The 12,733-nt window shown below is 61.8% G+C and carries 16 protein-coding genes; 7 read left to right on the top strand and 9 right to left on the bottom strand.

From position 1 onward, the window contains the following. Positions 1-123: 123 nt before the first annotated feature. The 3 genes from EKH81_RS14815 (at position 124) to EKH81_RS14805 (ending at position 1,799) form a co-directional block, all read left to right on the top strand. Positions 124-267, top strand: a complete 144-nt coding sequence (locus EKH81_RS14815; protein ID WP_162224642.1) for a hypothetical protein — start codon at positions 124-126, stop codon at positions 265-267. 242 nt (positions 268-509) lie between these two features. Then, positions 510-1,136: a right-handed parallel beta-helix repeat-containing protein gene (locus tag EKH81_RS14810; RefSeq protein ID WP_132058748.1), complete on the top strand. Its 627-nt coding sequence runs from the start codon at positions 510-512 to the stop codon at positions 1,134-1,136. Positions 1,137-1,475: 339 nt separating this feature from the next. Next, a complete protein-coding gene (locus EKH81_RS14805; RefSeq protein ID WP_132058747.1) occupies positions 1,476-1,799 on the top strand; it encodes a tRNA-binding protein in 324 nt (107 codons plus the stop codon). 40 nt (positions 1,800-1,839) lie between these two features. Here EKH81_RS14805 and EKH81_RS14800 read toward each other — a convergent pair whose 3' ends face one another. Then, positions 1,840-3,051 (bottom strand): twin-arginine translocation signal domain-containing protein, encoded by a 1,212-nt coding sequence (locus EKH81_RS14800; RefSeq protein WP_132058746.1) that lies wholly within the window; start codon positions 3,049-3,051, stop codon positions 1,840-1,842. 146 nt (positions 3,052-3,197) lie between these two features. Here EKH81_RS14800 and EKH81_RS14795 point away from each other — a divergent pair, with 146 nt between their 5' ends. Next, positions 3,198-3,689: a protein-tyrosine phosphatase family protein gene (locus EKH81_RS14795; protein WP_132058745.1), complete on the top strand. Its 492-nt coding sequence runs from the start codon at positions 3,198-3,200 to the stop codon at positions 3,687-3,689. A 61-nt stretch (positions 3,690-3,750) separates the two neighbouring features. On the opposite strand, the gene EKH81_RS14790 is transcribed toward EKH81_RS14795, so the two are convergent. From EKH81_RS14790 to EKH81_RS14780, 3 genes are all read right to left on the bottom strand, one after another. Continuing rightward, positions 3,751-4,038 carry a hypothetical protein gene (locus EKH81_RS14790; protein WP_132058744.1) on the bottom strand — a complete coding sequence of 96 codons (288 nt, stop codon included), beginning with the start codon at positions 4,036-4,038 and terminating at the stop codon, positions 3,751-3,753. Between the two features lie 89 nt (positions 4,039-4,127). After that, the gene (locus EKH81_RS14785; RefSeq protein ID WP_132058743.1) at positions 4,128-4,439 is read right to left on the bottom strand and encodes a hypothetical protein; all 312 of its coding nucleotides are present in this window, start codon (positions 4,437-4,439) and stop codon (positions 4,128-4,130) included. A 93-nt stretch (positions 4,440-4,532) separates the two neighbouring features. Then, positions 4,533-4,838: a hypothetical protein gene (locus EKH81_RS14780; RefSeq protein WP_132058742.1), complete on the bottom strand. Its 306-nt coding sequence runs from the start codon at positions 4,836-4,838 to the stop codon at positions 4,533-4,535. 536 nt (positions 4,839-5,374) lie between these two features. Here EKH81_RS14780 and EKH81_RS14775 point away from each other — a divergent pair. The 3 genes from EKH81_RS14775 to EKH81_RS14765 all read left to right on the top strand — a co-directional run bounded on the left by EKH81_RS14775 (position 5,375) and on the right by EKH81_RS14765 (position 7,642). Further along, positions 5,375-5,833: a hypothetical protein gene (locus EKH81_RS14775; protein ID WP_132058741.1), complete on the top strand. Its 459-nt coding sequence runs from the start codon at positions 5,375-5,377 to the stop codon at positions 5,831-5,833. A gap of 2 nt (positions 5,834-5,835) precedes the next feature. Beyond that, the gene (locus tag EKH81_RS14770; RefSeq protein ID WP_132058740.1) at positions 5,836-6,123 is read left to right on the top strand and encodes a DUF7410 domain-containing protein; all 288 of its coding nucleotides are present in this window, start codon (positions 5,836-5,838) and stop codon (positions 6,121-6,123) included. 475 nt (positions 6,124-6,598) lie between these two features. After that, positions 6,599-7,642 (top strand): PD-(D/E)XK nuclease domain-containing protein, encoded by a 1,044-nt coding sequence (locus EKH81_RS14765; protein ID WP_238392205.1) that lies wholly within the window; start codon positions 6,599-6,601, stop codon positions 7,640-7,642. A 205-nt stretch (positions 7,643-7,847) separates the two neighbouring features. Here the strand turns inward: EKH81_RS14765 and EKH81_RS14760 are convergent, their stop codons facing one another. The 5 genes from EKH81_RS14760 to EKH81_RS14740 all read right to left on the bottom strand — a co-directional run. Next, positions 7,848-8,108 (bottom strand): cytochrome C oxidase subunit IV family protein, encoded by a 261-nt coding sequence (locus tag EKH81_RS14760; protein WP_132058739.1) that lies wholly within the window; start codon positions 8,106-8,108, stop codon positions 7,848-7,850. A gap of 2 nt (positions 8,109-8,110) precedes the next feature. After that, entirely contained in the window at positions 8,111-10,645 is a 2,535-nt protein-coding gene (locus EKH81_RS14755; protein ID WP_132058738.1) for a cbb3-type cytochrome c oxidase subunit I, read from the bottom strand. Beyond that, a complete protein-coding gene (gene coxB, locus EKH81_RS14750; RefSeq protein ID WP_132058737.1) occupies positions 10,642-11,439 on the bottom strand; it encodes a cytochrome c oxidase subunit II in 798 nt (265 codons plus the stop codon). Before coxB ends, EKH81_RS14755 begins: the two co-directional genes overlap by 4 nt. 149 nt (positions 11,440-11,588) lie before the next feature. After that, positions 11,589-11,966: a DUF7344 domain-containing protein gene (locus tag EKH81_RS14745; RefSeq protein ID WP_132058736.1), complete on the bottom strand. Its 378-nt coding sequence runs from the start codon at positions 11,964-11,966 to the stop codon at positions 11,589-11,591. Between the two features lie 159 nt (positions 11,967-12,125). After that, the coding region (locus EKH81_RS14740) for a SufD family Fe-S cluster assembly protein (RefSeq protein WP_202935160.1) at positions 12,126-12,733 on the bottom strand (608 nt) is incomplete at its 5' end.

Below are 12,733 nucleotides of genomic sequence, written 5' to 3'. Positions count from 1 at the left end.
GGACAAACGGTTTGCGTTCCGATTCGCCGACTCGAATCCGCGGGAAAAACGGCCACAAGGTTTTTTATTCGGTACCTGACAATCAGGGCAAGCTTTGAATAGTATGGGTTTGAGGGAGCGTGTATGGATACGGAGATTGCGGCCATCGAACGCTGTGCGTACTGTCGGGACTGGGTCCCGATTACGGTCGTCGAAGTCGCGCCCCGTGACGCGACTATCGCCGCCGAGGTGGCCGTCTGCGAGGACTGCCGAACTGACGGTCGCTGAGTCGTCTCCCCCGAGCGACACGGCGCGATGCGATGCGGGCGGATGCCACCGAGCGCGTGGGAGGCCGCCGACAGTGCGGCGATAGCCGACGACACCCCGGTCGGACCCGCGCTCGAACGCCGTTCGAGCGCGCCGTTACGACTTCTTACGCGGCGGTAGCCCCGGCCTATCCTTTCGCTCGCGACCGTTCTCGGTCGAACCGCCACCGGGCTATAACTACCTGTCGGTGGTTCGGTCGGGGTATGATTCCTCGCGACACGCTCACGCGCGACGGCGGACGCACCGTCGCCGCCGGTCTCCTGACGCTCGCGCTCGTCGCCGCCGTCGGTGCGGTCGCGACTGCATCGTCCGCAACTGCACCGACTTCGACCGATTCCGTCCAGGTTGGGCAGTCAGCGACCGCGCTCGACTCGTGTCGAACCATCACCGAGTCCGGGACGTACGTCCTGACCGCCGACATCGAGAACGCCGGAAACACCGCCATCTCCGAGGCATGCATCGAAATCCGGGCCGACGACGTGACCTTCGACGGCGACGGCTACGCAATCGGCGGCCGCGGCGAGAGCCACACTCGCGCGGTCTCGGTCGTCGGCGCGACGAACGTCACAGTTCGGAACGTCCACGTCCACGACTGGCACGAGGGCGTCGTCGTCGAGAACGGGTCGGCGTCGGTCGTCGAGGTGACGAGTTCGGCCAACGCGTACGGCATCCGGTTCCAGAACGCGACCGACTCGTCGGCCTCCGGCAACACCGTCGAGGACAACCTCGTGGGCATCCAAGCCACGGGCGAGGGGAGCATCTCGGTCTCGGACAACGACCTGTCGGGCAACGAGATTTCGGTGCGGGGCGTCGAGAACGAGTCGGTGTGAGTGGTTTGGGGGGTTCTGAACAGCAGATAATCGAGAATTTTGAACAGCCAGAAAGCCCCCGCCCGGTCGCCACCGAAAGACGGTCCTCGTCGCTTCGCTCCTCGGCTGCGACTTTCGAGGTTTCGTTCGTTTCACTCACGAAACGGTCGCTGACCGACATATCCGCGCCTACCGCACTGCATCGCACCGGCGCGGATAGGGGCCGGTCAGACGACCAAGGCACGCGCGACCGGGCGGCCCCTTTCATTCCACCCAATTTGGTCGGCCGAGCGCTGTCTGATTCGAATCGGAGCGTCCGAGTCGCTCGACTTTTAAGACCCGCGAGTTCGTAGCGCCGTCATGGTCGAGAGTCCGTTCGAGACGACCTTCCGCGTCGGCGAGGTGCTCGACGCCGAATCGTTCCCCGAGACCAACAAGCCCGAGATGGCGAAACTCCGTATCGACTTGGGCGACGAGGAGGTCCAGTCGGTCGCCCAGACCGGCTACAACTACGACCCCGACGACCTCGTGGGTCGGCAGGTCCTCTGCGCGACGAATCTCGGGTCGGTTCGGATTGCTGGATTCAAATCCGAGGCGCTGACGGTCGGTGTTCCCGACGAGGACGGGAATCCCGTCCTCGTCGGCCCGGACGACGAAGTCCCGGTGGGTGGCGAACTCTACTGAGTTTCGCGCGGTCGGTACCGAGTTCCCGCGCGCTTGCGACTCATTTTCCGTGGGCGTGTTCTCTGACCGGTTCGGCCCACTGGGGCCACTCGCGGCGCTGTTCGACCGCGATTTCGGGGTCGCCGGACATCGCCTTGATGGCCTTGGCGTCCTCGGCGTTCCACACCGTGCCGTCCTCGTGGAACAGGCCGTTGATGATGCCGCGCTTGCGCATGTACCGGACGTACGCGGGCTTGACCATCAGCGACCAGAAGAAGTTCCCGACGCCGTGTTCGTGGATGGTCGGCGCGAGCGAGGCGTAGTCGGGTTGCCACTGCTCGACGGTGTCCGAGCCGCCCCACCCGTAATTCGCCACGCGCTGCCACTCGGTCAGCCAGACGGGCACGTCGAGGTCGTCGCCGAGCTGCTTCGCGTCGGCGAACAGGTCGCGGTAGATGTCCGTGTCGTTCGGAAAATTGTAGTGGAACTGGAAGATGTCACAGCCCAAATCGACGTACTCGGCGTTGTTCGCGAGGCTGGTCGAACCCACGGTCAGCGGGACCGACCCCCGCTCCTCGGCCATCGTCTCGAACATATCTCCCGCGAACGATTTCGTGTCGGGGAGCCATCCGGGTTCGTTCATCGACTCGACGGCGAGCAGTCTGTCGTCGTCGCGCCAGCGGTCCATGAACCACCGGACGTACTCGCGGGGTTCGTCCCAGAGTTCCGAGTTCTTGATGATGGTACTCGACGGTGACTGGCAGGGCGGTGCGGTCAGGGGGTCGGTGTTCGTCAGATTCTCCTCGGTCGGTTCCTTGCCGACGCTCTCGAACAGGCCGAGGACCGCCCGAATCCCCCGGTCGTCGGCGGCCTGCAGAAAGTGGTCGATGTCGCGTTCGAGCGTGTCGGGGTCCTCCTCCCACCGCTCGTAGCTCACCCACGTCCTGACCGCGTTGAGATTCACCCGCTCGGCGTAGCCCAAATCGCGCTCGACGACCGACTCGTCGTAGTCGGCCCACATCTGGTAGGTGTTCCACGCCCGCGAGGGGACGTACAGCGCGCCCCGAACGTCTATCGGGTCGGCGCTCGACTGGAGTATCTCTTCGCTGGCGGTCGTCTCCGCCTCGCTCGTCTCGCGCCGCGTTGGCTTCCGGGTGCCGTCCGTGCCGGACCGACTCGGACTGGCGTCGAGCAGGGAACATCCGCTCGCGCCCGCGAGTCCGACCACCGAACTGGCTCCCAGAAACTGTCGGCGCGTGTACCGACGCGTCATTGACCGTGCCACGCCGCACCGCTCCCTAAAAGTGTACTTACGTTTCGCAGTTTGTCGGCCGTGTCGCCGCCCGTAATGGCCGATTTCGGCCGGACTATCGGCGATATTCGGAAAGACGTATCAGCTTCGAGACTCGAACGCTCGACATGCGTCGGCGCGACCGGAACGACTCGGACCGAGACCCCGACTCGGAACTGTTCGTCCGTCCGAAGGGGTACGTCGAAGACGAGCCTATCGTTCGCCGTCTCGGCGACCGGAATCTCTTCCTCGGCAACGAACTCGCGGCTCACCCCGAGGAGGGCGACTACTCCTTCGAGTACGTCCTGTCGGCTACGAGCCAGGAACACCCGCTCACCACGCACCACCGCCCGCTGACCGACGGCCGCGGGAACGCGTGGTCCGCGTTCGAGGCGGCGGTCGATACCGCCCGGCGTCTGTACCGCCGGGACGGGTCGGTGCTGATTCACTGCAAAGCCGGGATTTCGCGCAGCACTACGCTCGCGGCGACTGCAATCGCCGCCGAAGAAGAGACGCCGTTCCGCGACGCGCTCGCGGTCGTTCAGGACGCTCGGCCGCACGCGATGCCCCATCCCGCACTTCACGAACTCGCGGTGGTCTACCTCGCGGCTCACTCGTAACCGTCGCGGTCGGCGAGAAGTGCACCCGCGCGTTCGGACTCAGCGCCGTCTGCGGACGATTTCAGCGCCGTCCACGGACGATTATCTCCGCGCCGCAGTCGGGACACGCTCCGAGGTTCGCGTCGAAGTCGGTGCCACAGAAATCGCAGACGTGTTCGTCGTCGCGCGCTCGTTCCCGTCGGTTCGACTCGGTCGCGGTCGATTTGGCTGTCGAACTCGATTTGGATTTCGTGTCCGATTCGGTCTTCGAACTCGACTCCCGACTCGACGGTTTCCCATCGCGGTCGCCCGCCGAATCGCGGTCGCCGCGACCCTGTAGTCCCTCGGTGATGCCTTTGAGTAAATCCATGCGTCACCGTATCGTCTACACTCCATTCTCATTGTTATGGTGAGCCTTAGACGGGTGTACGGTGGGCTTGAGCGCCAGTAGGGAGTCGCTTACTCGGTTTCGGTCGTCGCTTCGAGCGCCCGCGCCACACCCCGCAGGGCGACGAGCGGGAGCGTGTAGAGCGCGACGGTGCCGACCGCTGCGAGTGCGAGCAGGACGGCGGGGTGAGCGGGCAGGAACGCGACGGTGGCGGCCGCCGCGAGCGCGAGCGCAGTCGCGCCCGCGGTGGCCGCGAGGAGCGCCGCGCTCGCGAGCGCGGCGCTCCTCGCAAGCCGTCGGCCTGCTCGGCGGGTGGTTCGATAGGCGGTTCGGCGGGTCGGTGTCGTCCACTCGGGGGACGACGCGGAGAGCGTATATCGCATCGTGGTTCGGGCGGGCGTACGGTTCGCGAGCCAACCGAACAGCGCGGTCGGTCGTGCGCGGTGCGTGCAGTCGGTTCGAGTCGGTGCGGTCGGTCACGCCGAGCGGTCGGTCTCGACCTGGGTGACGGCGCGGACGCCGAACTGGTCGGCGACCGCATCGCGGACGGCGGTTCCGGCGTCGTCGGTCGATTCGTCGCGGTGGACGTGCAGGCGCACCGAGGCCTCGACCCGGAGGTCGTTCAGCGTCGGCGTGACGCCCGAGATGGCGACGACTTCCGTTTGGTCAACCGCGGCGGCTCTGCCGAGGACGGTGACGATGCCGTCCTGAAGCGTGCCGTCGCGCCCGCGAGGCACCTGGAGTTCGAGGTCGGCGGTCGCGTCGATTGTGGCTTCGGTCATGGGTGGTGTGGTACTCCCGGCGGGTCTGAGCCCGAGGCCGCGAGACGCGGCGCTGTCGGGAGCGCAGATGTGTCTGGTCGTTTGATTCCGACTCGCGAGACGGGCCGAGCTACCGGGTCGGTGCGCCGGAGAAGGGGGACTCCCCGACCGACGCGTGCGACTCGCTTCCGAGTTGGATTCGAGAGGAAGCGAGCCGACCCGGCGTTTCGGTCAACGCCTTACGCGGTCGGGGCGGTCCGATTGAGGCGATAAATCGCCCCCACGAAGTCCACCCGCTCGGCGCAATTGGCCGAAACTCCGGACCTAGCAGTGTCGGGAGAAACGCCGACAACGCCGGTCCAATCGAGTGGCATCTTCATGGGGTTCACCTCGCGCCCGGCCGTTCCGGGCGACTGATGTATCCCATCCTTCTGCCGGGTATGTATTAAAACTGACTGAAGGATGGTACCGAGTCTCGTAGACTGCTCCAGACCGCGTTTCTCAAACGAACATTTATGATTGTTACTGTCTAACAATACCTTCACGGAGTGGCTCACATGGCCGAATCCGCATACCTCGCCAGCGCGCTCGTCACCGGACTCCTCCTGCTCGCGGTCTGGACGGTCGTCGCTCGCGGTCCGAACTGGCGGCACAACGACGCCTCGACCGGCGAGGTCGGCGACCTCGCCGGTCGAGACCGAACGGTTCGACTCACCCAATCGCCGGCGATGTGGACCGCGGCATTCCTCGTCGCGGCGTTCGTGGCCGGAGGCGGCGCGGTCCTAATCGTCAGCGACGGCGCGCTCGCGGGCACGCTGGCGGCCGGAATCGCCGGGAACGCGACGATTTTGGTCGGGGTGTTCGTCGCCCTCCTGCTCGGGTACCTCCTCTGGGGGACGTACCACTCGGCTCGGTTCCGGGGCCTTCACAGCGCGTACGCCGCGCTCCTGAGCGCGTGGGTGTTCGGCACGCTGTTCGTCGTCGTGGTCGCGGTGAACCTCGTTCTGGGGGGCTGAGAATGGCGCTTTCCGACCGCGAACTACGAATCCCGGAGGGCGAGACGCCAGCGCGGTGTCCCCACTGCGGGCGACCGTTCCGGAGCGAGCGTCTGCGCGCGCTCCACCTCGGCGAGTCCCACCCCGAAATCTGCACCGGCGACGAGCGCGCGGCCTACGACGATGCGCGCGAGGACGAAGACGATGACCTGTTCATTTACCACCTCAAGGTGGTCGCGGCGCTCGTGGGACTGTACGCCTTCTTCGTGTTCGCGTACATGGCGGTGTCGCTGATGCAGGCACCGGGGTGACGACGACGGCAAAATCGCACCGCCGGAAAAATCCTTCACGTGGGCGTTCGAACCGTCGAGCGATGGCCGACCAACTCCCCGACATCGGAATCGGCACGTACGAGAACACCGACCCGGCGGTGTGCGCCGGGAGCGAAAAAGTTGACTCCGAGGGTGCACCGTGGAACGACCTTCAGTAGTCGGTGATACGGTTTTAGTAGTCCGTAGTACGGTTTCTGTAGTCGGAATGACGGGAGAAACTGGCACGGCCGAATTGGTAAGTGGGTTATGCAAATATAAAGCATAAACTAACCTACCTCAGTTAAAACCCTATATTTGAAATGCTGCTAAACACTATATATAGGGCATAGGAATGAACATGAATGTTAAAGTAATTAGCGAGTATGCGGGTGACATCAATCTTCCATATCGGGACGTGAGTTTATCCAAATGGCAAAGCAGTTCGTCAATATCCTTCGATTGTGATCTCCTATTCTTGGACTTTGAATTCAAATCATCTTATTCTCATTATAAAGCCGCCGACATTGCAGATCAATTAAATAATGCGAAACAAAGCATTGAACCGTTTCTCAGATCAGACGGTGCTGTAATTGCGTTCAACTCAGAACCGATTTATTTCACCAATTATAGAGATGAGGGAGGGTCATATATTTATAATAGAGACGTGCTCAAAGAGGTGGGTGTCAGTCTTGAAATCGGCAATTTACGCGAGTACGACTGCACACCAGTCTTTGACGAAGATCGGTTACACGAATACATAAATATTGCAAATACATCTAGCTGCTATCCTTCGTATCATACTCACAATTTTGACACCCTCACTGAGCTAATACAACGGGGGGAACAGGGAAGAGTTTGTGGCGTAGCACTTGAGGGCATTGAAGGAACAGGAAATGGCAGTCTTATACTTCTTCCGAGACCCGGTAAATTAACTGTACGACCCGAAGATTGGTTTAAAGCGTCACTTTCAGTTTCGCGGCCATATCTACCCGATAATATACGGGAAAAATTAGGAAAAAACGAAGCCACAGATAGAAATGATTCTGAAAATACAGGTGATGCTACCATAGGCGATAAGCTGAAAAACATATTTAATAGATTTTACTTAGTATCCCAACAGCTGGAGTATCGACATAATAGCCGTGAAACTCTGAGAATAAACGACGAACATGATGTCCAAGACCTTCTTCATTCATTACTGTGGCTAGAATTCGATGATATTCGAGACGAAGAAAATGCTCCGAGCCACGCTGGTAGTGCCTCTCGGATTGATTTCCTACTCAAAAAGAAAAGTATTGGACTGGAAGTGAAGATTGCTTATGCTGGTCATACAGAAAAGAAATTGAAGAACGAAATATCAGAAGACAAGGAGCATTACAAACAACACCCGGACTGTGAGAAATTATTCGTTTTTGTATACGACCCTGATCGTGAACTCAGTAATCCACATGGATTTGAAAATGACTTATCCTCTAAAAACGGCACCCTCGGTACGGAAGTTATTATTACACCAAAATAATTTGATCCCAGAGTGTCGTAGTAATCTTTCTAAGGTACTGCATAGACCGAGGCCTACAATGGCTTGGTTGGTAAGTAGATAATTTGTACTGGTCGGTCTGATACTCGTCTTTCAAGCGATTATGTGACTAGTCAGATTCACCGATGGAATCGCTATCGCCTGTGGTCTTCGCCGGGAGTTAGCGGTCAAAAGGTCGCTCCGATTGCTAGAGGATGGAGTACGACGCCGCGATGGTGAGCGCGAGCGCCGCCAGCAGTCCCACGAGCATCACGAACGACACGGACCGCGGCTCCCACCGGAGATGCTGGTAGTACACCGCCACGAACAGCGCCTTGACGAACGACAGGCCGAGTATCACCCAGAGGCCGACCCAGTAGTCGAGACCCGCGAACTCCACGAGGGTCTGGCCGGTCGCCAGCACGAACAGCACGACGTAAATCGCGGTGTAGAGTTTGAGCTTGCTCATGGTTACAGGATGTAGAACAGCGGGAACAGGAACAGCCACACGATGTCCACGAAGTGCCAGTACAGCCCGAAGTACTCGACCGGGCGCTCGTCGTCGAGGTACGCGCCGCCCCACGCGCGGGCGATGAGATACAACGAGATGAACAGGCCCGCGATGACGTGCAGACCGTGAAGCCCGGTCGTGAGATAGAACGTCGAGGACGCGACGTTCGTGCTCGGGAGCCACCCGCCCGCGAACGCTCCGCCGTGGAGGTCGAACAGGTGGAGCCACTCCAAGGCCTTGTTGACGAGGAACGCGACTCCGAGCGCGAACGTGAGTCCGAGGCTCGCGACCAGTCCCCACCGACTCTCGCGCTCGGCGGCGACCAGCGCGAGGACGACCGCGAAACTGCTCGTGAGCAGGAGGTAGGTGTTTATCAGCCCCGGCAGCACGACGTGGGCTTCAGGGATGAGGTCGTGCCAGTCGGTCCAACCGTGGGCGACCCGGATGAACACGTACGACCCGATGAACGCGCCAAACAGCACCACGTCCGAGGCTAAAAACAGCCAGACGCCGAGTTTGGTGTTTTCGACGTTCTCGAACGGCCAACTCTCGCCGAACGGTCCGACCGGGCCGTTGAATCGCTCGCGGGCCAGTCGCACGAGCGTCCACCCGAGCAGGACGAGACCGCCCCCCGTTAGCCCGGCGTAGAAGCCGCCGCTGAGACCTGTCGGGAAGCCGCCCTGCTGAAGCCCGGAGAAGCCGAGGAGCGCGACGAACGACGCGAGTCCGATGGCGAACGGCCACGGACTCGCGTGGTCCTCGTCGTGGCCCGATTCGGCTTCGATTTCGGCGACGTAGGCGGCCCCGCCGTCGGTGCTCGGTTCACCTCCGTCCGCGGTGGGTTCGCCGCCGTCCGCGGCCTCCACGCCGGATCTCTCGGTCCCACCCGGCCCGCGACGGAACTCCAGCATTCCGGTCTCGAACGTGGGTCGCCCGGGGAAGTTTTCGAGCGGTGGCGGCGACGGGAGCGCCCACTCGGTCGTGACCGAGTAGGCCCACGGATTGTCTCCCGCCTCCTCGCCCACGAGGAGGCTCTTCGACAGATTGTAGAACATCACGAGAAACGACGCGCCGAGAATGAATCCGCCGACCGTCGAGAGCTGGTGCAGCGACACGAACGCCTCGGGGTAGACGAAGTCCCGGCGCGGGGTCTCCCACGCGAGAAACATCGGGAAGTAGAGCAGATTGAAGCCGACGAAGTAGAGCGCGAAGTGGACCTTCCCCAGAAATTCGTCGTACATCTTGCCGGTCATCTTCGGGAACCAGTAGTAGAGGCCGCCGAAGAGGGCCGTGACGCCGCCGACCATCACGTAGTGGAAGTGCGCGACCACCCAGTAGGTGCCCCGGAACTCGTAGTCGAGGACGACCGCGCCCAGAAACACGCCCGTGATGCCGCCGATGATGAACAGCACCAGCGCGCCGAACGAGAAGAGGAACGGCGTGGTGAACCGGACTCGCCCCTTGATGAGGGTGTAGATGAGCGCGAACACCATCAAATCGAACGGGAGCGAGATGCCGATGGTGGTCGCCATGAACAGCGTCTTTATCTGGAGATTGATGCTCGTCAGGAACATGTGATGCATCCACACCACGAAGCTCTGGAGCGCCACCAGCACCATCGCCGCGATGAACCACTTCCGCCCCACGATTCGCCGTCCGGTGAAGGTCTGGAACGTCTCGGCCATCACGCCGAGCGCCGGGAAGAAGACGATGTACACCTCGGGGTGGCCGAAGAACCAGAACAGGTGCGCCCAGAGCAGCGACCCGCCGGCGTCGGTCGCCGCGAAGTACTGAGTCCCGAGCAGGCGGTCCGACGAGAGGATGAGCAGGGCGGCGAGCAGCGCGGCGAACGCGAACAGCATCATCCACACCGTGAGCAGGATGGTCCACGAGAACAAGGGCATCCGCCGGAGCGTCATCCCTTCGGCGCGCATCCGGTGCATCGAGGTCAGGAAATTAACCGACGACACCGTAACCGACGCGACGAACAGCACCAGCGCGAGCACCGCGGTACTCGCGCCGATGTTCGGCGTGTACACCGGGATGTTCAGCGGCGCGTACATCGTCCACCCGCCCGCGAAGGTGCCGCCTTGGAAGAACGAGACGCCGAACAGAATCCCCGAAAAGAGGTAGAGCCAGTACGACAGCGCGTTGAGTCGCGGGAACGCGAGGTCCCTCGCGCCGATTTGGAGCGGAACCACGTAGTTGGCGAACCCGAACGCGAACGGCGAGAGGAACCAGAAAATCATGATGAGACCGTGGGCCGAGACGGCCTGATTGTACGACACCGCCGCGAGGAACCCCTCCCCCGGCGTCCAGAGCTGAATTCGCATCAGGAGCGCCAGCACGCCCCCGAACACGAGGAAGAACAGCGCGGTCACGGTGTAGAGGATGCCCACGTCCTTGTGATTGGTCGTGACCAGCCACCGCTTCACGCTGGAGGCCGGGGGAAGGCCGTGTCCGTGGTCGGTGGACTGCTCGGCTTCCGCGCTCATCCAACCACCTCCTCGGGCGGGCGCGCGGAGCTATTCGACTCGTTTGCGGTCTCCGACTCGTTCGAGGTGTCGGCGTACCACGATTCGAACGTCCTGGGTTCGACGACCTCCACGTCGGCGGTCATGTAGGAGTGGCCCGCGCCGCAGAGTTCGAAACACCGCACCTCGTAGCTTCCCGTCTCGTTCGCGACGAACCACGTGCTGGTGCGCTGGCCGGGAATGGCGTCGGTCTTCACCCGCAACTCCGGCACTCCGAACGTGTGGAACACGTCGTCGGAGGTGACTTCGAGGTGGACGGTCTCACCCTCCGGAACTCGAAGGGTCTCGCTGGTGTGGCCGTTCGGGTAGACGAAGTCCCAGCCGAATCGGTAGCCCACGACTTCGACTTCGAGGTCCTCCTCGGCGTCGCCGGGCGGGTCCTGCTCGACGTAGAGCAGCGTGCCGTAGGTCCAGAGGATGAGCGACACCACGAGTATCGTGCTCAGTCCGAACGAGTAGAACAGCTTTCGCCCGCCGCCGCTCCCGGTCGGGAGTTCGCCGACTCTCGGCGCGTCGATGCCGTCGTCCGCGTCACCCCTGTCGTCTCGGTCGCGGTACTTGTACGCGTTGTACGTCATGTAGCCCACGACGACCACTCCGACGAGCGTTCCGAGTACCAGAAACACCTCGAATATCTGCTGGAACACTTCGACCCTGCTCCCCCGCGGAACGAGTCCGCCTCCCGACTGTGCGGGTATTCCGACGGACTCCACGAGTACCCCCACGGGGACGGACGCTCCGACACCCGAACTCATGGTAATTGTCAACAACGTTCATGTACTTATCGGTTGCGCAGGACCGCTCGGCTCCGGAACGAATCGAGAGCGTGACGCTTCGCAAACGGGTTCGAAACTGCGACCCGAAAAAATCGTCTCGACGATTGTGGACGCCTTGATACCGCGACTCAGCCCTCGTGTCGCCGAATCTTGTCGAGGAAACTTTCGAGCGGCTCCTCTATCGTGACCGACGTGACCTGCCCGTTGTCGGTGTCGTACACGACGATTCCGGCGGCCTCGAGCTTCGGCAGGTGGCTGTGGTGGAGCGCGGTCGCTATCTGAGTTCGCTTTATCATCGAGACGTTGTTCGGCGGCTGTTGGAACTCTCGGCCCGCCACTTGGTCGGTGAGTCGCTCGATGGGCACCGGACAGGGCTGTCCGTCGAGACACGCCACGGCGTGTCGTCGGTAGCGTTCGCTGAGGAGTTCGAGGACCTCGCCGACTTCGAGGGCCGACCCGCCGCGGTCGATATTTCCGTCGTCGCCGGCGGCGGAATCGTCTGACATATTCGAGTCCACTTCTTTCTCCCCTAAACGGTTGTCGCATTCGAACGGTCGAGGGCGTAAAAATACCCTGCATGGTCAGGGTACGGGTCGCTGTAGACCCGCTTCAGGTAGTCGAAAAGTCGGAAAGACGCCGACTCGACGTCGAACGGTCGAGTCGGACTATCCGAGACTGCCTTCCATTTCGAGTTCGATGAGGCGGTTCATCTCGACGGCGTACTCGATGGGCAGTTCCTCGGTCAGTGGTTCGATGAAGCCGGAGACGATCATCTGCTTGGCGTCGTCGTCGTCCAGTCCACGCGATTGGAGGTAGAAGACGTCCTCGTCGCCGATTTTCCCGACCGTCGCCTCGTGAGCGACGTCGACCTTCGATTCCTCGATTTCCATGTACGGCATGGTGTCGGACGTGGATTCGTTGTCGAACATCAGCGCGTCACACTCGACGGAGGTCGAGGAGTGTTCCGCGCCGTCAGCGATGTGGACCAGCCCGCGGTAGTTCGTGCGGCCACCGTCCTTCGAAATCGACTTCGATTCGATGGTGGACTTCGTCCGGGGCGCGTTGTGGTAGACCTTCGCACCGGTGTCGATGTCTTGGCCTTCGCCCGCGAACGCAATCGAAATGTGGTTCGCAGAGGCTCCGGGGCCCTTCAGAATCGAGCAGGGGTAGAGCATGGTGGCTTTCGACCCCATACTGCCCGAAACCCACTCCATGCGTCCGCCCTTCTCGACGAGCGCGCGCTTGGTGTTGAGGTTGAAGGTGTTTTTCGACC

Origin of the sequence: Halorussus amylolyticus (assembly GCF_004143485.2) — an archaeon.
Taxonomy (GTDB): domain Archaea; phylum Halobacteriota; class Halobacteria; order Halobacteriales; family Haladaptataceae; genus Halorussus; species Halorussus amylolyticus.
This window is presented reverse-complemented; position numbering and strand designations above follow the sequence as displayed.

Excerpts from the sequence above, each read along its gene's own strand:
- EKH81_RS14815 (WP_162224642.1), top strand. The coding sequence starts at position 124 with ATGGATACGGAGATTGCGGCCATCGAACGCTGTGCGTACTGTCGGGAC.
- EKH81_RS14810 (WP_132058748.1), top strand. The coding sequence starts at position 510 with ATGATTCCTCGCGACACGCTCACGCGCGACGGCGGACGCACCGTCGCC.
- EKH81_RS14805 (WP_132058747.1), top strand. The coding sequence starts at position 1,476 with ATGGTCGAGAGTCCGTTCGAGACGACCTTCCGCGTCGGCGAGGTGCTC.
- EKH81_RS14800 (WP_132058746.1), bottom strand. The coding sequence starts at position 3,051 with ATGACGCGTCGGTACACGCGCCGACAGTTTCTGGGAGCCAGTTCGGTG.
- EKH81_RS14795 (WP_132058745.1), top strand. The coding sequence starts at position 3,198 with ATGCGTCGGCGCGACCGGAACGACTCGGACCGAGACCCCGACTCGGAA.
- EKH81_RS14790 (WP_132058744.1), bottom strand. The coding sequence starts at position 4,038 with ATGGATTTACTCAAAGGCATCACCGAGGGACTACAGGGTCGCGGCGAC.
- EKH81_RS14785 (WP_132058743.1), bottom strand. The coding sequence starts at position 4,439 with ATGCGATATACGCTCTCCGCGTCGTCCCCCGAGTGGACGACACCGACC.
- EKH81_RS14780 (WP_132058742.1), bottom strand. The coding sequence starts at position 4,838 with ATGACCGAAGCCACAATCGACGCGACCGCCGACCTCGAACTCCAGGTG.
- EKH81_RS14775 (WP_132058741.1), top strand. The coding sequence starts at position 5,375 with ATGGCCGAATCCGCATACCTCGCCAGCGCGCTCGTCACCGGACTCCTC.
- EKH81_RS14770 (WP_132058740.1), top strand. The coding sequence starts at position 5,836 with ATGGCGCTTTCCGACCGCGAACTACGAATCCCGGAGGGCGAGACGCCA.
- EKH81_RS14760 (WP_132058739.1), bottom strand. The coding sequence starts at position 8,108 with ATGAGCAAGCTCAAACTCTACACCGCGATTTACGTCGTGCTGTTCGTG.
- EKH81_RS14755 (WP_132058738.1), bottom strand. The coding sequence starts at position 10,645 with ATGAGCGCGGAAGCCGAGCAGTCCACCGACCACGGACACGGCCTTCCC.
- coxB (WP_132058737.1), bottom strand. The coding sequence starts at position 11,439 with ATGAGTTCGGGTGTCGGAGCGTCCGTCCCCGTGGGGGTACTCGTGGAG.
- EKH81_RS14745 (WP_132058736.1), bottom strand. The coding sequence starts at position 11,966 with ATGTCAGACGATTCCGCCGCCGGCGACGACGGAAATATCGACCGCGGC.